The organism is Rhodanobacter sp. OR87, assembly GCF_000473345.1.
GTDB classification, from domain to species: Bacteria; Pseudomonadota; Gammaproteobacteria; order Xanthomonadales; family Rhodanobacteraceae; genus Rhodanobacter; species Rhodanobacter denitrificans.
On record NZ_AXBJ01000002.1, the window covers coordinates 108,144 to 127,832 of the forward strand.

Consider the following 19,689-nt stretch of genomic DNA (forward strand, 5'->3'; position numbering starts at 1 on the left):
CTGCAACCGCGCAGGGCGCGCCTGCCGCGGTGCCCGACTACGGCTTCTCCAGCCGGCGCAGGAACACGCCCATTTCCTTCTCGGCCTGCTTGTCGCCGCGCTGCGCGGCGGCGGCGATGCCGCTGCGCCAGGCCGCGGCGGCGGCCGCTGCGTCGCCGTGGGCAAGGCAGGCCTTGCCGAGCAGTTTCCACGCCGCCGAATAGGCCGGGTCGAAGCCGACGGCACGACGCAGTTCGTCGACCGCTGCGCCGGCATCGCCTTCGGCCAGCAGCGCGCTGCCCAGCGAGAAACGCAGCAGCGCGCCGTCGCGTGGGCCGCCGCACTGTTGGCGCAGGCTGGCGATCAGCTTCGCGCTCATGGCCGGGTGCGGTAGCGCCAGTCGTCGGCCGGGTAGATCCGGGTCGGCTGGGGCGGTTCCGGCGGGGTGTGCCCGGCGCGCAGGTCGGCCAGCGAGGTGGCCGGCCAGACCACCAGCCACGACGAGCGGAACGGCTGCACCAGCAACGCGTAGCGCAGGTCGTTCGCATCCGTCTGGTCCACGCGCACCACGATCAGGCCATCCGGGTGGGCACGGGCGAAGTCCTGCACGGCCTGGTTCTGCACCGCCGGGTTGCCGAGCAGCTCCGCGATCGGGCGGGTCAGCCGACCCTCGAAATGGAACTGCCCTTCGTAGTTGCCGAGGAAGGCGATCGCCCGGTCGGCCTGTTCGGCGGCGCCGAGCAGGTGCGCGGTCGGGCGCAGGTCGTAGCGCGGCCACAGGGTCAGCGTGAACAGGGTGTTGAGCGCGAGCACGCCGATCAGCCCGGCCACGGCCAGCCGGCGCAGCTCGCCGCGGCCGCGCAGCAGCAGCAGGCCGCCCAGCAGCAGGAACACCACGCTGAAGTAGCGGCTGTACGGTGCGGCCGCATCGAACCAATCGTCATGCAGGTGATTGCCGGCCACCAACAGCGGCAAGGCGAACAGGAACAGCGCAAAGCCGATACCGCCCACACCCAGTGGCCAGGTACCGAACCAGCCATTGTCGGCCAGCGCCGGTTGGCGCTCGCGCAACACCGCGATCGCGCCAGCCATCAACAGCGCGATACCGCCGGCCTCGGGAAACAGGTAATACGGCTGCTTGCCGCTGATCAGCGAGAACACGATGAAGCTCGGTATCAGCCAGCACAGCGCAAAGCGCAGGCCCGGCTCCAGCGGCCGCCGCAAACCGGCAATGGCCACCCACGCGCGGGGCCAGCCGCTGAACGGAAACAGCAGCGGCAGCAGCCACAGCAGATAGAACCAGAACGGCTCGGCATGGTTCTGCAGGTTCTTGCCTTCGGACAGCTTGTCGACCACGCGGCCAGCGGTCTGGGTGAAGAACAACCGCTGCCGATACGCGTCTCCACCGGAGAACCCGGCGGGCAGTGCCCATGCCAACAGCATCGCGCCGCCGAGTAGCAGCGCCAGTACGCCGCGACCGTACCAGCGCGCGCGGTGTTGGCGCGCCCAGTCGTTCCACAGCGGACCGAGCAGCCACGGAAAGATCACGTGCAGCAGCATCACCGGGCCCTTGGTCAGCAGGCCCAGACCGATGCACAGGCCGAACAGCAACCAGCGCGGTTCGGCCCGCTGCATCTTCGGGGTCAGGCACAGCAGGGCGGCCAGCGTCCACATGGCCAGCAACCCGTCGTACATGATCTGCAGGCCGAACAGAAACGCGCAGCCCAGCGCCAGCAGCATCCATGGCGCCGCCTTGGCCATCCACGGCCGGCTCGGAAACAGCCGCCGCGCCAGCAGCGAGACGAGCACCAGTTGCGCGCCGCCGATCAGTACCTCGAGCACGCGCGGCCAGACGTCGCTGACGCCGAACGCGAACCAGCCGCCCTGGATCAGCCAGAACAACAGCGGCGCCTTCTCGCTGTAGGGCTGGCCGTTGATGTGCGGCACCAGCCAGTAGCCTTGCGTCCACATCTCCCACGCCACCGCCAGGGTGCGGGTGGAATACAGCGGCATCGGCCCGTGCGAGAAGATCGCCAGCAAGGCCACGACAGTCCACAACGGCAGCCAGGGCCAGGTGGCGCGCAGGTGTTCGAAACGACGGTAGGAGCTGGATGGCACGGGCAGACTCTTCGGAGGCCAGTGGGGATTCTAGCCTGCGCGATGCGTGCGCAAGGCGACCGGCCGCACGATCAGGCCGGGCCCCAGTAGCCGATGCGCCGGCGGATCTTCAGTTTGCGCCACAGGTTCAACGGCTTGCGCCGGCGATTCTTCGCGCCGCGGGCGACGAAGGCGTCGATCGCCTCCAGCACGCGTTCGCTGGAGCGGCCGTCGCGGTAGGGGTGGATCGCGTCGGCGTACTCGCGGATCGCCTGCAGCAGTTCCGGCGGCCGCGCCAGCGCGCGCCCGATCGCGCTCTCGAACTGCGCCGGATCGTCGATGTCGATCAGCTGCGGGCCGGGCCGGCGGTTCTTGAATGTCACCACCGGCTTGCCGGTGAGCAGGAACTCGTTGAGCGCCGAGGAGGTGTCCGAGCACATCAGGTCGACCTGCGGGAACAGCTCCAGAATGTTGTCGTTCTCGGCGAAGCTGAGGTACTCGTTCTGCAGCGCCTTGAACTTCGCGGTGGTCTCCGGGTTCATCTTCGGATGGAAGGTGACGATCCAGCGCCAGCGGCTGTCGCGCGACAGCCGCTTCACTTCCTCGTACAGCGTTTCGGCCGCGCTCCACGACGGCGAGAAGGTGGAGTGGTACAGGATCACCGGCGGCTGGCGCACCGGCGGCAGCGGGCCGCTGATCTCCTGCATGAACGGGTCGAGCTTGGGGAAACCGGTCTCGGTCACGCTGAAGTGGCCGACCCTGTCGGCGATCGCCTGGAACTGCGCGGTGTCGCGCGGGCCGGTGGTGCAGTACAGGTCGAAGAAGCCGCGCACGTAGATGTGCCGCGGCTTGCCGGCGTCGAAGCCGTGGAAGGTCTCCACCTTCACCCCGGGGAAGAAGTGCGGCACCGCGTTGGACGAGGTGATCACCGCGAGCGGCTTCCACGCGCGCACTTCCTCGACCGTCAGCAGGCGTTCGCCGGCGACCATGTCCTCCGCGCCGGGGCCGTCGAAGAACCAGGCGGCCTCGGCGCCGCGGGCGCGTATGGCTTCCTGCAACGGGCGCAGGATCGCCAGCGCGTAGCGCTCGGAGCCGTACAGCAGGTAGTGCTTGGGAGCGGGCTTCGGGTCGGTCATCAGCGGTCGATATCGTGTTGGTGGAGCAGGTCGGCGGCGCTTGCCACCGACTCCGGGTGGCTGACCATCTCGTAGTACCGCATGCGCTTGTACAGCGCGTAGCTGGCCGCGGTCTGCGCGATCAGGAAGCCGCGCCAGCCGTCCAGGAAGGCCAGCCGGAACAGGTAGTCCTTGACGAAGGCCAGCAGGTAGACGAACGGTGCCTGCCACATCCGCACCGGCTTGCCCTTGTCCAGCCAGTCGCGGCATTTCAGCTCGGCGTAGCGCAGCACCTTCAGCTGCTTGTGCGGCAGGGTCGGGTTGTTGGCGTGGTCGAACGGGGCGCGCAGGGTCGGCGCGGCGCCGTCGAAACGCAGCGATTCGTGCACCCGCGCGTCGCTCCAGCGCGCGCGGCCGCGGTGGTACAGCCGCGCCAGCTTCTCGCCCACCGACGGGCGGTACCAGCGCATCGGTCGCCCCATGTAGATCGTGCGCCGGCGCAGGTACGCCGCTGGCGCATCGCCGGCCATCAGTGCCGGCAGGCGCTGCTGCAGCTCGGCGGCGAGTGCCGGGCTGAGGTATTCGTCGGCGTCCAGCACCAGGATCCAGTCGTGCGCGCACTGCGTGGTGGCGAAGTTGCGTTGCGCGCCGAAGCCCAGCCAGTCCTGGTGCACCACGCGCGCGCCATGCGCCTGCGCGATCGCCACCGTGTCGTCCTCGCTGCCGGAGTCGACCACCAGCTTCTCGGCCGCGAACGGCACGCTGTCCAGGCAGCGCGCGATGCTGCCGGCCTCGTTGCGGGTGATCACGGCAAGGGTCAGCGGGAACGTGGGCATGGGCGGATTCTAGCCGAAGCCCGGCATGCGCCCGCGGGCCGACGGACTGAACGGGTTGCGTGTCGGGCGAAGCCGGTCGCACCCCTGCACGGAAATCCATGACAATATTTGTCAGGCAGCAGCGGATCCGGCGTCACCTCTCCCTTTACCGCAACGGTACCCCACGGCAACGCATGAAACGGATCCTAGTCACCGGCGGCGCCGGCTTCCTCGGCTCGCACCTGTGCGATCGCCTGCTCCACGACGGCCACGACGTGCTGTGCGTGGACAACTTCTTCACCGGCAGCAAGCGCAATGTCGCGCACCTGCTCGCCCACCCATACTTCGAGCTGATGCGCCACGACGTGACGTTCCCGCTGTACGTGGAGGTGGAGCGCATCTTCAACCTGGCCTGCCCGGCCTCGCCGGTGCACTACCAACACGACCCGGTGCAGACCACCAAGACCAGCGTGCACGGCGCGATCAACATGCTGGGCCTGGCCAAGCGGGTGAAGGCGCGTATCCTGCAGGCCTCCACCAGCGAGGTGTACGGCGACCCGGAAGTGCACCCGCAGGTCGAGGGTTACTGGGGCCGGGTCAACCCGATCGGCATCCGCAGCTGCTACGACGAGGGCAAGCGCTGCGCCGAGACGCTGTTCTTCGACTACTACCGCCAGCACGACCTCGACATCAAGGTGGTGCGCATCTTCAACACCTACGGCCCGCGCATGCACCCGAACGACGGCCGGGTGGTCAGCAACTTCATCATGCAGGCACTGCGCGGCGAGGACATCACCATCTACGGCGACGGCAGCCAGACGCGCAGCTTCTGCTACGTCGACGACCTGATCGAGGCGATCGTGCGCATGATGGAATCCGAGCGCGGCTTCACCGGTCCGGTGAACATCGGCAACCCGGTCGAACACACCATGCTGGAGCTGGCCGAGAAGGTGATCGCCCTGGTCGGCGGCCGCTCGAAGCTGGTGTACCGGCCGCTGCCGTCGGACGACCCGCGCCAGCGCCAGCCCGACATCGGCGTGGCCCGCGAGCGGCTCGGCTGGCAGCCGACGGTGGCGCTGGAGGACGGCCTGCAGGAGACCATCGGCTACTTCCGCCGCCTGCTGCAGGACGGTGCGGCGGCATGACCAGCTTCGCGGTCGTCATCACCAGCTACAACTATCGCGGCTTCGTCGGCACGGCGGTCGACAGCGCGCTGGCGCAGAGCCGCGCGCCGATGCAGGTCATCGTGGTCGACGACGGCTCCACCGACGGCACGCCGGCGTATCTGCGCGAACGCTACGGCGCCGACCCGCGGGTGACCCTGCTGTGCGGCGAGAATGGCGGCCAGCTGGTCGCGTTCCAGCGCGGCGTGGCGCAGGCCCGTGCCGACGTGGTCTGCTTCCTCGACGCTGACGACCGCTGGGAGCCGGACTACCTGGCGCGCCTGGGCGAACTCTACGACAGCCGCCGCGATGTCGACTTCGTGTTCTCCGACATGCAGCTGTTCGGCGACCAGCAGCGCTGGATGGGTTACGCCGCGTGTTCGCGCGACCTCGGCTTCACCGCGATCAGCACCTACGTGCTGATGCACTGGTACGGCGCGCCGACCTCGGCGTTGTCGATGCGCGCGCTGTGGGCGCGCCGCACGCTGGAGCTGCCGGCGGAGCTGGGCCAGACCTGGCGGCTGTCCGCCGACAACTGCCTGGTGTTCGGCGCCAGCGTGCTGGGCGCGCACAAGTACTACCTGCGCACCGGCGCGGTGCATTACCGCATCCATGGCAACAACGGCTGGTGGGGCCGGCAGACGGCGGCCACGACCTACCTCAACCGGTTCCGCTCGCGCTGCCTGATCGAGATCTACGCCCGGAACATCGGCCTGGACGAGCGCTGCCTGGAGAGCGTCAAGCACGAGTTCCGCACCAAGCCCGACCCCTCGTGGCGCGAGGCCCGGCACTACGCGAAGCTGGCGCGCCTGCGCCACGGCTCGTGGCTGCGCAACCAGCAGCGTGCCGCGTCGATCCTGTGGTCGGCCATCCGGCCACGCCGGCACGTGCCGGCGACGGACTGAGCCCGCCGCCGTGCGCATCAGCGTCGCCGTGATCACCTACAACTGGCCCGCCGCGCTGGCGCGGGTGCTGCGTGCGCTGGCCGCGCAGAGCGAGCTGCCGCACGAGGTGATCGTCACCGACGACGGCTCGCAGCCGGCCACGCGCGAACTGCTGGAGCGCATCGCCGCGGACTACCCGGTGCGCCTGGTGCACCTGTGGCAGCCGGACGATGGCGCGCGGATGAGCCGCGCGCGCAACCGCGCGATCGCCGCCGCGCAGGGCGACTACGTGATCCTGCTCGACGGCGACATGGTCGCCGAGCCGCACTTCGTCGCCGACCATCGCGCGTTCGCGCGCCGCGGCTGCTTCGTGCAGGGCTCGCGCGTGCTGACCGACGCCGCGCTGACCCGCCGCCTGCTGGAGGGCGTGGCGCTGCCGGGCTTCTTCGGCCGCGGCATCGAGCGGCGCCGGCACACCCTGCGCCTGCCGTGGCTGGCGCGCTGGTATGCCCGGCCCGGCACCAAGCAACGCGGCATCAAGAGCTGCAACATGGCGTTCTGGCGCGACGACCTGCTGCGCCTGAACGGCTTCAACGAGGCGATGACCGGTTGGGGCCGCGAGGATACCGAGTTGGCCCTGCGCGCCTTCCATGCGGGCCTGCTCCGGCGCGAGCTGCGCTTCAGCGCGCTGGCGACGCACCTGTACCATCCCACCCGCAAGCACGTCGTCGACAATCCGAACGACCGCATCGTGGACGAAACGCGGACGTACCGGCTGCTGCGTTGCGAGCGCGGCGTCGAGCAGCACCTGGGCGAGTTCGCCGATCCGCCGCCGGACCTGCGCGCGCTCGCCGCTCAGCCGAGCTGACGCAAGGCGGCATCCAGCCGCGCGGCGAAGCTCGCTTCGTTCGACTCGAACCAGGCCCGCGCCTGGACACCCAGCGCCGCGCGTTCGTGCCCGGGCATCGCCAGCAGGCGTTCGATGGCCGCTTCCAGCGCCGCCTCGTCGAAGCGATGCAGCGTGCTCAGGTTGAACGGCCCGGCGTCGCTGGCGCCGACCAGGACGCCGCGTGCCGGGGTGACCAGCTCGTTCATCGGCGGTGCGTCGCAGCTGACTACCACCGCGCCGCAACTCATCGCCTCGACCAGGTAGTGACCCCAGCCCTCGGTCTCCGACAGGCACAGGTGGAACAGGTGCGCGTTCTGCAGCCGGCGGATCTCGCGCACGTCGCCCGGATAGCCGATCCGGTGTTCGATGTTGGCCGGCACCGGCGCAGTCAGCGGGGTGGCGGTGCGCGGCGACTGCAGCACCAGCAGCTTCGGCCATTCCGGGTGCCGCTGCCACAGCGCCAGCAGCCGCTGCGTGCCCTTCATGCGGCTGGCGCCGGCCAGGTGCAGGAAGGTCGGCTGCCGCGGAATTTCCGGCTGCAGGCAGTCGGTGCTGCGAAAGCCGATGTACAGCGCGCGGCAGCCGCGGGCGGCGAACAGCCCGACCGCATGCCGGGTCTTGCACAGGATCGCGTCGTGGCGAGCCAGGTAGCGCTGGCTGCGTGGCGACAGCCATTCCGGGTTTGGCACCAGCAGGTTCCGCCGCGCCAGCCCGAACCAGTCCGGACGCACGTGCTCCAGTGCGATGTTGAAGTCGTACAGCGTGGCGTGCCGGTCGGCGTGGCGCAGCCGTTGCCACCACATGCGCGCATGCGCCAGCCATACCTTGCGGCGGCCATCGTGCCGGTGCGGGCCGAGCCGGGTCACCTGGACCTGATGACCGAGCGCGACCAGGGCCGCGGACAGCAGCCGGATGTCGTGGCTGAGACCGCGCTGGTTGTCCCATGCAAGCAGATTGATGCGGGCCATGGCAGGCGTCAGCAGGATGGAGCGTTGCGCTGCAGACGGCCGATGCCGACGGCCAGGCCCAGCACGAGGAACAGATAGAGCGATTGCGGCATGGCCCGATAGAACACGTTGTCGCCGAACGCACACAGGGCGTACATGCCGATCACCATCACCCCGGCCGCCGCCGCCGCGGCGACCGGCTCCCGCGGATGGCCGAGCTGGCGGGCAAAAAAGCCCAGCGGCACGGCGAGGAACAGCAGCAGCACCAGCAGCGCGGGCAGGCCGCCGGCTACCATCGATTCGAGGTATTCGCTGTGCGGGTGCACATACTTGGCGATCAGCGGGCTGGCATTGCCCGCAGCGGCCTGTTCGCGCACATAGACGCCGAACTGGTCCAGGCCGATGCCGGCCAGCGGATGCTCGCTGAAGGCCTGCCATGCGGTGCGCCACATTTCCAGCCGTTCGCCGACGGCGCTGCCGTTGCTGTCGCCGCCGGTGTCGTAACTGGCGATCTCGGCCGGGACATCGGTCAGCCGTTCGACCAGTTCCCGGTGCAGCGTGGCGGTGACCGCCAGCATGCCGAGCACGGTTGCCGCGAACAGCACCAGCACGCGGCGCCAGTGCCGCGAACGCATCGCATGCCACAGCATCAGCCCCAGGTAGACCGGGGCGAACGACAGCAGCGGGCCGCGGCTCTGGGTCAGCACCGCGCCGTACAGGCCGACCGCCACGGCGGCGACGTGCAGCCAGCGGTCGCCGCGCCGGGTGTCCGGCCGCAACGCCTGCAGCATCGCCAGCAGCACCAGCACCAGCAGGTACATCGCAAACTCGACCGCGGCCCAGTCGCCGCCGTTCAATCCGTAGGGGCGGTCGACACCCAGCGCGTAGCGCTGGTACAGGCTCGCCGCACCCAGCAGCACGGCGGTCAGGCTGAAGCCAAGCGCGATCACGCGCTGCTTCAGCGGCAGCGTGAACACGGCCGCGATGCCCAGGAACAGCAGGGTCTGCGCCGGCAGGTCGAGGGTGGACCAGTCGAGCCGGTGGCTCAGGAAGTTGCCGATGTCATACAGCAGGCGCAGCATGCAGACGGCGATGACCGGCCAGGCCAGTCGCCAGGCCTGCCGGCTCTCCGCCCGCGTGGCCAGCAGGACCACGCCGGTCACGAACAGCAGGGCCATCGGCAGGCTCTTGAAGCGCCCGGATACGGCGAAACACAGCGGCATGACTGCCAGCAGCAGCGAAGCGGTCCAGAGCTGCCATGAAGCGGGGTGAGCGCGCACGCGAGAAACCTGTCGAAGCAACGTGTAATCCCTGTCCGGCCATGCTAGCGGGCCAGCGTCCTCGACTTGGCATGCGCGCGCCGCATCGTAACGCGAAGGTTCATCTTCCATGTGTGCCGTTCCGTGGGCGTGTCGTGAATGGGTGCTGCGCTTTTGTTCAGAGCGTGTCGTCGGCCTGCGGGTCCGCGCTGGCGCCGGGCACGCAGCCGGGCACCACCGCGTTGGCCTGGAACATCCACCACTCGCGGCGGTTGGCGTGGCCGACGTAGGTAGCGCGATGGCGGTCCACGCAGGCGCCCATCGCCTCGTCGAGGCTGAAGATCCAGCGATGCGCCGGGTCCTGCCGCTGCCAGGCGATCGCCTCGGCATATTGCTGCGGCCACGGTTTCAGGAAGCCGAACTCGGCGACCGGCCCCGCGGCCATCAGCAGGTTCTGCTCCTTCCAGGCGAGCAGGCCGATGGTGGCGTCGGGGCCGGCCATGGCGCGCGCCTGCACCATCACGTCGCGCGCCGAGCGGTCACCGTTGAGCATCGGATAGCCCCACAGCCCATACACGCTCCACAGCACACCGGCGAACAGCAGCCAGCCCAGCGGCGCGCGGCGCACCCGGGTCAGCGCCACGATGACCAGGCCAGCCGCGCCGATGGCCAGCAGCATCCACCAGATCTGCGGATCGAGACTCTGCTCGATCTTCACCGCCCAGGCCGGATGACGATGGATCGCCAGCGCGGCGGCGGCGGTCAGCGCGCCGGCCAGCAGCACGGTCAGCGCGCACACCGCGAGGCGCACGCCGCGCCGGCGCAGCAGGCCGGGCAGCAGCGGTGCCAGCGCCAGCGCGGTCATCGGCAGCGCCGGCAGGATGTAGACGTCGCGCTTGCCCGGGCTGAACGAGAAGAACAGCAACATCAGCACGATCCAGCCCAGCGGCAGCAGGAAGCGCGCGTCGCGCCGCTGCAGCCGGCGCCACCATGCCGGCAGCGCCCATGGCAGCAGCAGCGACAGCGGCAGCCAGTCGACGACGATGATGCCGAGGAAGTAGAACGGCGAGTGGAGGTGTCCGGTCGGCGTGGCGTAGCGGTGCACGGTCTGCCCGAACAGGATGTTCTGCACGTACGCGGCGTGCTGCGGATCGCCGTCGGCATGGGCGACCAGCAGCATCGGCAGCAGCCAACCCAGGATCGGCACGAAGAACAGCGCCAGGCCGCCGGCCCAGCGCCAGCCGCCGACCGGCAGCGCCAACTGGCGCCAGTGGCCGCGGCGCGCGACCAGGTACGGCAGCAGCATCAAGAGCGCCAGCACCCCGACGCCCTTGGTCGCCACGCCCAAGCCGGCGAAGAAGCACCCCACGGCGAACCAGCGCCACGACGGCCCCAGCAGCAGGTGGCGCAGCAGGCCGTAGTTGGCCAGGGTGATCCAGCCCAGCAGCAGCGGGTCGATCTGCGCATTGCGCATCTGGTAGGTGAAGTGGATGGTGACCAGCAGCGTGGCCGCGGCCAGCAGCGCGCTGCGGTGGTTCCACAGCCGGCGTGCCAGGTCGTAGACCAGCGCCAGCGCGCCCAGCGCGGCGAGCAGCGAGGGCAGCAGGAAGGCGATGCGCCAGTGGTGGGTGAGGAAATAGCTGAGCGCCTGCAGCCACATGAACACCGGCGGCTTGTCCGGGTACAGCTCGTGGCCACGGTGCGGGAACAGCCACTGGCCGTGCTCGACCATCCACTGCGCCACCAGCGCGAAGCGCGGTTCGTCGGACGGCCACGGGTCGCGCAAGCCGATGCCGAGGCCGAGCAGCAGCAGCGCGAACACGCCGAACAGCAGCAGCTCCGCGCGGGCGCTGCGCAGCCACAGCGGGCGCGCATGGGACAAGGATGCGCAGGGATTCACGGGTGGGGCGTTCCGTCGGCGGGGGTCGGGGGAGTGCCAAGCATAGCCCGGCGGTGGTATGCCGACCTCATGGAGGGCTCAGCGGGACTTTTGCAGCACCGCGTAGTACATGCCGTCGAGGTCGCCGTCGCCGGGCAGGATCTGCCAGCCCAGCGCAGCGGGCTGGCCCGCCGGCAGGGTGAACGCCAGCGCCTGCGCATCGGTTTGTGCCGCGAGCAGTTCGCCGACGATCGCCTCGTTCTCCGCGCGCAGCACCGAGCAGGTGACGTAGAGCAGCCGCCCGCCCGGCGCCAGCAGCGGCCACAGCGCGGACAGGAGGCGACGCTGCTGTGCGTGCATCGCGGTGATGTCGCTCTCGCGCCGGTGCAAGCGCACGTCCGGCCGGCGGCGCAGCACGCCGCTGGCCGAGCACGGCGCGTCGAGCAGGATGCGGTCGAACGGCCGATCCTTCCACCAGCCCTTCGGCGCGCCGGCGTCGCCGACCACGATTTTCGCGTCCAGGCGCAGACGCATCAGGTTCTGGCGGATGCGTTCGGCGCGCGGCGCGTCGAACTCCAGCGCGGTGAGGTCGATGTCGGCGCGTTCGAGCAGGTGGCAGGCCTTGCCGCCGGGGGCGGCGCAGGCATCCAGCACGCGCAGGTCGTCGTGCAGGTCGGCCAGGTCGGCAGCTGCTTGCGCGGCGCCGTCCTGCACCGCGAACAGGCCATCCTCGAAGCCGGGCAGGCGGGTGACATCGCTGCTGTGCGGCAGCACCAGCGCGTCGCTCAGCCACGGATGCGCAGTGGCGGTGTAGCCAGCGGTCTGCAGCCGGGCGGCCAGCGCCTCGCGCGTGCTGCGCCGGCGGTTGACACGCAGCATCAGCGGCGGTTCGGCGTTGTCGGCGGCCATCACCGCCTCGGCCTGCAGCGGCCAGTCGCGCGCAAGCGCCGCGGCCAGCCAGGCCGGGTGCGCGTGGCGGGTCTGCGGCCGGGCATCGAGTTTCGCCAGCAGGCTTTCGCGTTCGCGCTGCCAGCGCCGCAGCACGGCGTTGACCAGGCCGGCCAGTTGCGGCCGCTTGAGCGCGCGCACCGCCTCGACCGTGGCGGCCACCGCGGCGTAGTCCGCAAGTTCGAGGATCTCCAGCTGGACCAGTCCCAGCACCAGCAGCGCGTGCACGGCCGGGTCCTTGTGCCGCAGCGATTTTTCCAGCAGGCCGTCGACCGCCGGATCGAAACGCAGCCACCAGCGCGCGCCTTCGCTGAGCAGAGCCATCAGCAGGGCGCGGTCGCGTGGGTCGGCCAGCCTGGGCGCGGAACGCTCCATCACGTCGCGCAGCGAGGCGCCGCGCAGGGCCACCTCGGCGAGCCCTTTGGCGGCCAGCGCGCGGGTGTCGGCCTTCATCAGCCGCGCCGCAATTCGGGACGGGCGTTGAGGTAGTCGGCCGCGCCGATACGCCTGCCGCCGGCGCGCTGCACCGTGGTGACGCGCAGCGCGCCCTGCCCGCAGGCGAGGTCGATGCCGTCGCGCCCGGCGGCCAGCACGCTGCCCGGCGCGGCGTGGTGGTCCGCCTCGATCGCGCGGGCGGCCCAGATCCGCAGCGGTTCGCCGGCGATTTCGCCTGCGGCCACCGGCCACGGGTCGAACGCGCGCACCTGGCGCTCCAGTTCGATCGCGGAGCGGCTGAAATCGAGCTTCGCCTCGGCCTTGTCCAGCTTGTGCGCGTAGGTCACGCCGGTTTCTGGCTGCGGCGTGGCGGCCAGTGTCTCGCCGGCCAGCGTGCGGCGCAGGCCCTCGGCCAGCACCTCCGCGCCCAGCGTGGCGAGGCGGTCGTGCAGCGAGCCGCCGGTGTCGTCGCGGCCGATCGGCGTGCGCCGTTCGAGCAGCACCGGGCCGGTATCCAGGCCCGCCTCCATCCGCATCAGGTCGACGCCGCTCTCGGCATCGCCGGCCAGGATCGCGCGCTGGATCGGCGCGGCGCCGCGCCAGCGCGGCAGCACGCTGGCGTGTACGTTCCAGCAGCCGAGGCGTGGAATCGCCAGCACCTTGCGCGGCAGGATCAGGCCGTAGGCCACCACCACCAGCAGGTCGGGACGGTAGTCGGCGAGCCGCTGCTGTACCTCGGCGGGTTTCAGCGATTCGGGCTGCTCGACCGCGAGGCCGGTGGCCAGCGCGGCCCGTTTCACCGGACTCTCCGCGAGCTGGCGGCCGCGGCCGGCGGGGCGGTCGGGCTGGGTATAGACGGCCACCACCTCGGCGCCGCTGGCACGGCAGGCCTCGAGACAAGGAACGGAGAACTCGGGGGTGCCGGCGAAGACGACCCGCAGGCGCCGGCCGCTCAAGCGCTGGCCGCCTGCTTGCGCTGTTTGTCCAGGCGCTTCAGCAGCAGCGAACGTTTCAGCGGGGACAGGTAATCCACGAACACCTTGCCTTCCAGGTGGTCCATCTCGTGCTGCACGGCCACCGCCAGCGGGCCTTCGGCCTCGTGGACGACGGCCTTGCCGTCGACGTCCTGCGCCTTCACCCTCACCCTCAGCGCGCGGGTCACGTCGGCGTACAGGCCGGGGAAGGACAGGCAGCCCTCCTGGTAGACCTGGGCGCCGTCCTTCGCCACGATCTCGGCGTTGATCAGCACCAGCGGCTGGTTGCGCTCCTCGCTCATATCGATCACCAGCACGCGCTGGTGCACGTTGACCTGGGTGGCGGCCAGGCCGACGCCGTTGGCGGCGTACATGGTCTCGAACAGGTCGGCGACGAACTGCTTCAGCTTCGCGTCGAACACGCTCACCGGCGCGGCACGGGTGCGCAGCCGGGGGTCGGGGAATTCAAGGATGGGAAGGATGGACACGGGCATCACCTCGGCGCCGAAAGTGCGGGCGATTTGGTAAAAAACCACCCGCGGCGCCATCTAGAATGTGTCTTATTGTACGTCGGCAAGCGCCCGAGTACAGACGATTTTTGCCAACTCGCGCCTGTTGCGCGCATTAACCATTCGGTTACACTCGGCCGAGCACCTGGGGAAGGGGGATTCCCGCCAATGATCAAGAAAATTATCGTGTTGCTGGCCGGCATGCTGGTCACCGTGGCCGTCTATGCGGCCGGTGCGCAACTGCGGGCCGATCATCCCGACAGCTATACCGTGCGTCGGGGCGACACGCTCTGGGACATCTCCGCCAAGTTCCTGTCCAAACCGTGGCTGTGGCCGGAAATCTGGCAGGCCAATCCGCAGGTGCGCAATCCGCACCTGATCTACCCCGGCGACGTGCTCAACCTGTCCTTCATCAACGGGCCGCGCCTGGGCCTGCAGCCGAGCGTGCATCGCGAGGGCGAGGCGGTGCCGGCGATCCCGCTGTCCGAGCTGAAGATGTTCCTGAAGGACCTGCGGGTGATGGACTCGAATGCGGTCAGCTCCGCGCCGTACGTGGTCGGCCTCGAGGAAGCGCGCCTGCGTGGCGCGGTCGGCCAGAACATCTATGTGCGCGGCCTGCAGGGCGAGGCCGGCCAGCGCTGGGCGATCGTGCGGCCCAGCCACGTGTTCCGCGGCTTCGACCAGGGTGACGCGGCCAGCGCCGACCTGGTCGCGCACGACCTGGACAGCAACGCGGCGATGGTCAATGCGCCGTGGCGCGAGGATTCCCGCAACGACGGCCACTACGGCAAGGGCGACGACCTCGGCGTCGAGGTCAGCGTGATCGGCACCGCCGAGACACTGCGCACCGGCGATCCGGCGACCCTGCTGCTGCTCGGCGCCACCCAGGAGATCCGCAGCGGCGACCGCATCATGCCGCTGGACGAGTCGCCGTACGACGCCTACTACTACCCGCATGCGCCGAAGTCGGTGCCGGCCAACGCCAAGGTGATCGGCTTCGCCGACGCGATGGACGCGGCCGGTCCGCGCCAGGTGGTGATGTTGTCGATCGGCGCGAAGGACGGCGTCGAGAATGGCCAGACCTACACGATGATGCAGCCCGGCGAGACGATCCACGACGACGTGGCCAGCAACAGCTGGCGGCGCGGAGTGGGCGAGAAGGTCAAATTGCCCGACGAGTACATTGGCCACGTGATGGTGTTCCGCACCTTCGACCGGGTCAGCTACGGCCTGGTGATGGATGGCCTGCGGCCGGTGCACGTCGGCGCCCGCCTGGTCATGCCGGAGTAAGTGCCGGCAGGCACCACCGCGGCATCTGCCTACAGCACGGCGCGGTTCCCACCGCGCCGTTTTCTTTGCGGGCCACTGCGTAAACTGCCGCCATGACCATGGATGATCGCGATGAACTGCGCGCCTGGCTGCTCGCCTTGCGCACGCCCGGCCTCGGCCCCGGCGGCCTGCGCGAGCGGCTGGATGCGGCCGGCGGCGACATCCGCGCCGCGCTGGCGCAGTTGAGCCGCGACGCGGCCCGGCTTGGCGAGCCGGCCCGCGCCTGGCTGGCCCGGCCCGACGAAGTGCAGCTGGCCGCCGACCTGGCCTGGCTGGCCGAACCCGGACATCGGCTGCTGCGCTGTACCGAAGTGGATTTTCCGCCGCAACTGGAGCACATTCCGCAGCCGCCGGCGGTGCTGTTCGTGGTCGGCGACGCCGGGCTGCTGCTGTATCCGCAGGTGGCGATCGTGGGCGCGCGCGGTGCCAGCGCGGTGGGTCTCGCGCATGCCCGGGCGTTTGCGCTGGCGCTGACGGAGGCCGGTTTCGCGATCACCAGCGGCATGGCCGACGGCATCGACGGTGCCGCCCATGCGGCCGCGCTGGATGCCGGCGCGAAGACGCTCGCGGTGGTCGGCACCGGGCCGGATCGGGTGTACCCGCGCAGGCACCACGCGCTGGCCCGGCGGCTCGCCGCGCAGGGGGCGCTGGTCAGCGAGTTTCCGCCCGGCACGCCGGCGCGCCCGGATCACTTCCCGCGGCGCAACCGGATCATCGCCGGGCTCGCGCTGGGCACGCTGGTGGTCGAGGCGGGCCTGCGTTCGGGCTCGCTGATTACCGCCCGACTGGCCGCCGAACAGGGCCGCGAGGTATTCGCGCTGCCCGGTTCCATCCACCACCCGCTGGCCCGCGGTTGCCACCGATTGATCCGCGACGGCGCCCGGCTGGTGGAGAGCGCGACCGAGATTGTCGAGACATTGACGCCGGCAGCGCGCATGCTTGGCGGCGAGCTGGCCGCGCGGCTGGGTGCGACTGGCGGCGCGGTGGCCGGGCCGCCGCGGGTCGCGAGTGACGATGGTGTCGCCCCGGGGCCCGCCGAGGCAGATGGCGACACCGGGTATCGACGGCTTTTGACCGAACTTGGTCATGAACCGGCGACGTTGGATGAACTTGTACGGCGTACCGGGCGGTCGGCCGCCGCACTTTCCTCGATGCTGATGATCCTGGAGCTGGAGGCCAGGGTGGCGAGCCTGCCGGGCAACCGCTACCAGCGATTGCCCGGCGGCTGAACGGCCGTCGGGCGACGCCTGCGGTGCGGCCGGGCTTGACAGTCGTCGGCGCGGCATGGTTTCAACTATATATATGTCCGGCACGGAAGCGCCGGTGGTTCACCTTTGGATATCCAGCTTCATGGCAAAAAACCTGCTCATCGTCGAATCACCGGCCAAGGCCAAGACGATCAACAAATACCTGGGCAAGGACTTCCAGGTCCTCGCCTCCTACGGTCATGTGCGCGACCTGAAGCCGAAGGAGGGCGCGGTCGACACCGAGCACGGTTTCGCCATGGCCTACGAGATCATCGAGCGCAACGAGAAGCACGTCGACGCGATCGCCAAGGCGGCCAAGCTGGCCGACGACATCTATCTGGCGACCGACTTGGATCGCGAAGGCGAGGCGATCAGCTGGCACATCAGCGAGATCCTGAAGGAGCGCGGCCTGACCAAGGGCAAGCAGCTGCACCGGGTGGTGTTCTCCGAGATCACGCCGAAGGCGATCAAGGCCGCGGTGGCCGCGCCGCGGCAGTTGTCGCACGACCTGGTCGATGCGCAGCAGGCGCGCCGGGCGCTGGACTACCTGGTCGGCTTCAACCTGTCGCCGGTGCTGTGGCGCAAGGTGCAGCGCGGGCTTTCCGCCGGCCGCGTGCAGTCGCCGGCGCTGCGCATGATCGTCGAGCGGGAAGACGAGATCGAGGCGTTCAAGGCGCGCGAGTACTGGACCATCGAGGCCCAGCTGAAGCACGCCGAGGGCGATTTCGCCGCGCGCCTGTCCAGGCTCAACGGCAAGAAGTTCGAGCAGTTCGACCTCACCAGCGAAGCGGACGCGCAGGCCGCCCGCGAGGCGCTGAAGCAGGCCGCGCGCGGCCGCCTCACGGTCAGCGAGGTCAGTTCGAAGGAGCGCAAGCGCCGCCCGGCCGCGCCGTTCACCACCTCCACCCTGCAGCAGGAGGCGGCGCGCAAGCTCGGCTTCACCACCAGCCGCACGATGAAGGTGGCGCAGGGCCTGTACGAGGGCGTGGCGCTGGGCAGCGAGGGCAATGTCGGCCTGATCACCTACATGCGTACCGACTCCACCATGCTCGGCGAGGATGCGGTGGCCGAGCTGCGCCAGCTGATCGCCCGCGACTTCGGCGGCCACGCGCTGCCGGACGCGCCGCAGGTGTACAAGACCAAGTCGAAGAACGCGCAGGAAGCGCATGAGGCGATCCGCCCGACCTCGGCGATGCACACGCCGAAATCGGTGGCCGCCTTCCTCAACGACGACCAGCGCAAGCTGTACGAGCTGATCTGGAAGCGCACGGTGGCCTGCCAGATGATCCATGCCACGCTGAACACCGTGACGGTGGAATTCGCCGTGCGCGACGCCGCCGGTGGCGACGCCGCGTTCCGTTCCAGCGGCACCACCGTGGTCGACCCGGGTTTCCTCGCCGTGTACGAGGAAGGCCGCGACCAGAAGAATGCCGAGGACGACGATGAAGGCCGCCGCCTGCCGCGGCTGGCGGTGGACGAGCAGGTGCCGCTACACGATATCGTCGCCGACCAGCACTTCACCGAACCGCCGCCGCGCTATTCCGAGGCGAGCCTGGTCAAGGCGCTGGAGGAATACGGCATCGGCCGGCCGTCGACCTATGCCAGCATCATCCAGGTGCTGCAGAACCGCGAGTACGTGTTCCTCGACAGCCGCCGCTTCAAGCCGACGGACGTGGGCCGCGCGGTCAGCAAGTTCCTCACCCAGCACTTTACCCGCTACGTCGACTACGACTTCACCGCCAAGCTCGAGGACGAGCTCGACGCGGTCAGCCGCGGCGAGGAGGCGTGGGTGCCGCTGATGCAGCGCTTCTGGCAGCCGTTCAAGCAGCAGGTGGAGGAGAAGACCGAATCGGTCGACCGCAGCGAGGCCACCGGCGCGCGCGAGCTCGGCAGCGACCCGAAGACCGGCAAGCCGGTCTCGGTGCGGCTGGGCCGGTTCGGGCCGTATGCGGCGATCGGCACCAAGGACGACGCGGACAAGCCCACCTTCGCCAGCCTGCGCCCGGGCCAGAGCATGCACACGATCACCCTGGCCGAGGCGCTGGAGCTGTTCAAGCTGCCGCGCCAGCTGGGCAGCGCGCCGAACGGCGAGGAAGTCAGCGTGGCGATCGGCCGCTTCGGCCCGTTCGTCAAGCAGGGCGGCACCTATGCCTCGCTGAAGCCCGAGGACGACCCGTACACGATCGAACTGCCGCGCGCGCTGCAGATCGTGCAGGAGAAACTCGAGATGCTGGCGAACCGGCTGATCCTCGATTTCGGCAACGGCGTGCAGGTGCTGAACGGCCGCTACGGCGCCTACATCACCGACGGCGAGAAGAACGCGCGCATCCCGAAGGAGCAGGAGCCGAAGGAGCTGACCGAGGCGCAGTGCCTGGAGCTGCTGGCGGCCGCACCGGCACGCAAGCCGGGTCGCTTCGGCAAGAAGGGCGCGACCAGGAAGGCGGCCGCGAAGAAGGCGGCGCCGGCAAAAAAGACGGCGGTGAAGAAGGCCGCCAGCAAGAAGGTTGCGGCGAAAAAGACCCCGGCGAAGAAGACGGCGGCAAAGAAGACCGCCACCAAGAAGGCCGCTGCAAAGAGGCCCGCGACCAGCAAAACCGGAGCCTGAGTGCTGCAGCGCTTCACTTTGGCCGAACTCGACGCCGCCGCCGCGCTGCTGCATGGCGGCGGTGTGCTGGCCTACCCCACCGAGGCGGTGTTCGGCCTCGGCGGCGATCCACATGACCGCGTCGCCTTCGAGAAAATCTTCGCGTTGAAGCAGCGCCCGGCGACCCAGGGCGTGCTGTTGATCGCCGCGGATTTCGCCCAGGTCGAGCGCTACATCGAACTGGCCGCGGTGCCGGCGGAGGTGCTGCGGGAGGTGCGATCGAGCTGGCCCGGCCCGCACACCTGGATCTTCCCGCGCTCGGCCGAGGTGCCGGCGTGGGTCGCCGGCGCGCATGCCGGGATCGCGCTGCGGGTCACCGCGCACGCACCGGCCGCCGCGTTGTGCCGCGCGTTCGGCGGCGCGCTGGTGTCGACCAGCGCCAATCCGCACGGCCAGCCGCCGGCGCGCACGGCGCAGACCGTGGCGGGCTACTTCGGCGACGCGCTGGATGGCCTGCTGGACGCCCCGCTGGGCGGCCAGGCCAGCCCCACGGTGATCCGCGACGCGCTGTCGGGCGCTATCATCCGCGCCTGAGCGCTCCGGGGGGCGTGCCGGATCGGCTGAACCGGCGCGAGG

The 19,689-nt window shown here is 70.0% G+C and carries 17 protein-coding genes; 7 read left to right on the forward strand and 10 right to left on the reverse strand.

Annotation, left to right across the window (positions count from 1 at the left end; translation table 11 throughout):
* Positions 1–37: 37 nt before the first annotated feature.
* The 4 genes from RHOOR87_RS0102265 to RHOOR87_RS0102280 all read right to left on the reverse strand — a co-directional run bounded on the left by RHOOR87_RS0102265 (position 38) and on the right by RHOOR87_RS0102280 (position 4,027).
* Complete coding sequence (locus tag RHOOR87_RS0102265) at positions 38–358, reverse strand: tetratricopeptide repeat protein (protein WP_007513501.1); 321 nt, start codon at positions 356–358, stop codon at positions 38–40.
* Complete coding sequence (locus RHOOR87_RS0102270; RefSeq protein WP_027484101.1) at positions 355–2,097, reverse strand: glycosyltransferase family 39 protein; 1,743 nt, start codon at positions 2,095–2,097, stop codon at positions 355–357. The genes RHOOR87_RS0102265 and RHOOR87_RS0102270 overlap by 4 nt, the downstream gene beginning before the upstream one ends.
* Before the next feature lie 71 nt (positions 2,098–2,168).
* Entirely contained in the window at positions 2,169–3,212 is a 1,044-nt protein-coding gene (locus RHOOR87_RS0102275) for a CDP-glycerol glycerophosphotransferase family protein (protein ID WP_015449021.1), read from the reverse strand.
* Positions 3,212–4,027, reverse strand: a complete 816-nt coding sequence (locus RHOOR87_RS0102280; protein ID WP_015449020.1) for a glycosyltransferase family 2 protein — start codon at positions 4,025–4,027, stop codon at positions 3,212–3,214. Before RHOOR87_RS0102280 ends, RHOOR87_RS0102275 begins: the two co-directional genes overlap by 1 nt.
* A 173-nt stretch (positions 4,028–4,200) precedes the next feature.
* On the opposite strand from RHOOR87_RS0102280, the gene RHOOR87_RS0102285 reads away from it, so the two are divergent.
* From RHOOR87_RS0102285 to RHOOR87_RS0102295, 3 genes are read left to right on the forward strand one after another with little or no spacing between them, the layout of a single operon-like run.
* Positions 4,201–5,151 (forward strand): UDP-glucuronic acid decarboxylase family protein, encoded by a 951-nt coding sequence (locus RHOOR87_RS0102285; protein ID WP_007513508.1) that lies wholly within the window; start codon positions 4,201–4,203, stop codon positions 5,149–5,151.
* The gene (locus RHOOR87_RS0102290) at positions 5,148–6,074 is read left to right on the forward strand and encodes a glycosyltransferase family 2 protein (protein WP_007513510.1); all 927 of its coding nucleotides are present in this window, start codon (positions 5,148–5,150) and stop codon (positions 6,072–6,074) included. The genes RHOOR87_RS0102285 and RHOOR87_RS0102290 overlap by 4 nt, the downstream gene beginning before the upstream one ends.
* A gap of 10 nt (positions 6,075–6,084) precedes the next feature.
* Positions 6,085–6,921: a glycosyltransferase family 2 protein gene (locus RHOOR87_RS0102295; protein WP_015449018.1), complete on the forward strand. Its 837-nt coding sequence runs from the start codon at positions 6,085–6,087 to the stop codon at positions 6,919–6,921.
* Here RHOOR87_RS0102295 and RHOOR87_RS0102300 read toward each other — a convergent pair.
* From RHOOR87_RS0102300 to def, 6 genes are all read right to left on the reverse strand, one after another.
* Positions 6,909–7,910 (reverse strand): glycosyltransferase, encoded by a 1,002-nt coding sequence (locus RHOOR87_RS0102300; RefSeq protein ID WP_015449017.1) that lies wholly within the window; start codon positions 7,908–7,910, stop codon positions 6,909–6,911. The genes RHOOR87_RS0102295 and RHOOR87_RS0102300 overlap by 13 nt on opposite strands.
* A gap of 8 nt (positions 7,911–7,918) precedes the next feature.
* Positions 7,919–9,169: an O-antigen ligase family protein gene (locus tag RHOOR87_RS0102305; RefSeq protein ID WP_231378389.1), complete on the reverse strand. Its 1,251-nt coding sequence runs from the start codon at positions 9,167–9,169 to the stop codon at positions 7,919–7,921.
* Positions 9,170–9,326: 157 nt separating this feature from the next.
* Complete coding sequence (locus tag RHOOR87_RS0102310; protein WP_027484102.1) at positions 9,327–11,048, reverse strand: glycosyltransferase family 39 protein; 1,722 nt, start codon at positions 11,046–11,048, stop codon at positions 9,327–9,329.
* A 78-nt stretch (positions 11,049–11,126) separates the two neighbouring features.
* Positions 11,127–12,428 carry a 16S rRNA (cytosine(967)-C(5))-methyltransferase RsmB gene (rsmB, locus tag RHOOR87_RS0102315; RefSeq protein WP_027484103.1) on the reverse strand — a complete coding sequence of 434 codons (1,302 nt, stop codon included), beginning with the start codon at positions 12,426–12,428 and terminating at the stop codon, positions 11,127–11,129.
* Positions 12,428–13,351 (reverse strand): methionyl-tRNA formyltransferase, encoded by a 924-nt coding sequence (gene fmt / locus RHOOR87_RS0102320; RefSeq protein ID WP_027484104.1) that lies wholly within the window; start codon positions 13,349–13,351, stop codon positions 12,428–12,430. Before fmt ends, rsmB begins: the two co-directional genes overlap by 1 nt.
* 11 nt (positions 13,352–13,362) lie before the next feature.
* The gene (gene def / locus RHOOR87_RS0102325) at positions 13,363–13,872 is read right to left on the reverse strand and encodes a peptide deformylase (protein WP_027484105.1); all 510 of its coding nucleotides are present in this window, start codon (positions 13,870–13,872) and stop codon (positions 13,363–13,365) included.
* A gap of 189 nt (positions 13,873–14,061) precedes the next feature.
* Here def and RHOOR87_RS0102330 point away from each other — a divergent pair, with 189 nt between their 5' ends.
* The 4 genes from RHOOR87_RS0102330 to RHOOR87_RS0102345 all read left to right on the forward strand — a co-directional run bounded on the left by RHOOR87_RS0102330 (position 14,062) and on the right by RHOOR87_RS0102345 (position 19,647).
* Positions 14,062–15,183 (forward strand): LysM peptidoglycan-binding domain-containing protein, encoded by a 1,122-nt coding sequence (locus RHOOR87_RS0102330; protein ID WP_027484106.1) that lies wholly within the window; start codon positions 14,062–14,064, stop codon positions 15,181–15,183.
* A 92-nt stretch (positions 15,184–15,275) separates the two neighbouring features.
* On the forward strand, positions 15,276–16,451 hold the full coding sequence (gene dprA, locus RHOOR87_RS0102335; protein ID WP_043795270.1) for a DNA-processing protein DprA: 1,176 nt from the start codon (positions 15,276–15,278) through the stop codon (positions 16,449–16,451).
* A gap of 121 nt (positions 16,452–16,572) precedes the next feature.
* Positions 16,573–19,074: a DNA topoisomerase I gene (locus RHOOR87_RS0102340; protein WP_027484108.1), complete on the forward strand. Its 2,502-nt coding sequence runs from the start codon at positions 16,573–16,575 to the stop codon at positions 19,072–19,074.
* Positions 19,075–19,647 carry a Sua5/YciO/YrdC/YwlC family protein gene (locus RHOOR87_RS0102345; RefSeq protein ID WP_027484109.1) on the forward strand — a complete coding sequence of 191 codons (573 nt, stop codon included), beginning with the start codon at positions 19,075–19,077 and terminating at the stop codon, positions 19,645–19,647.
* Positions 19,648–19,689: the final 42 nt, after the last annotated feature.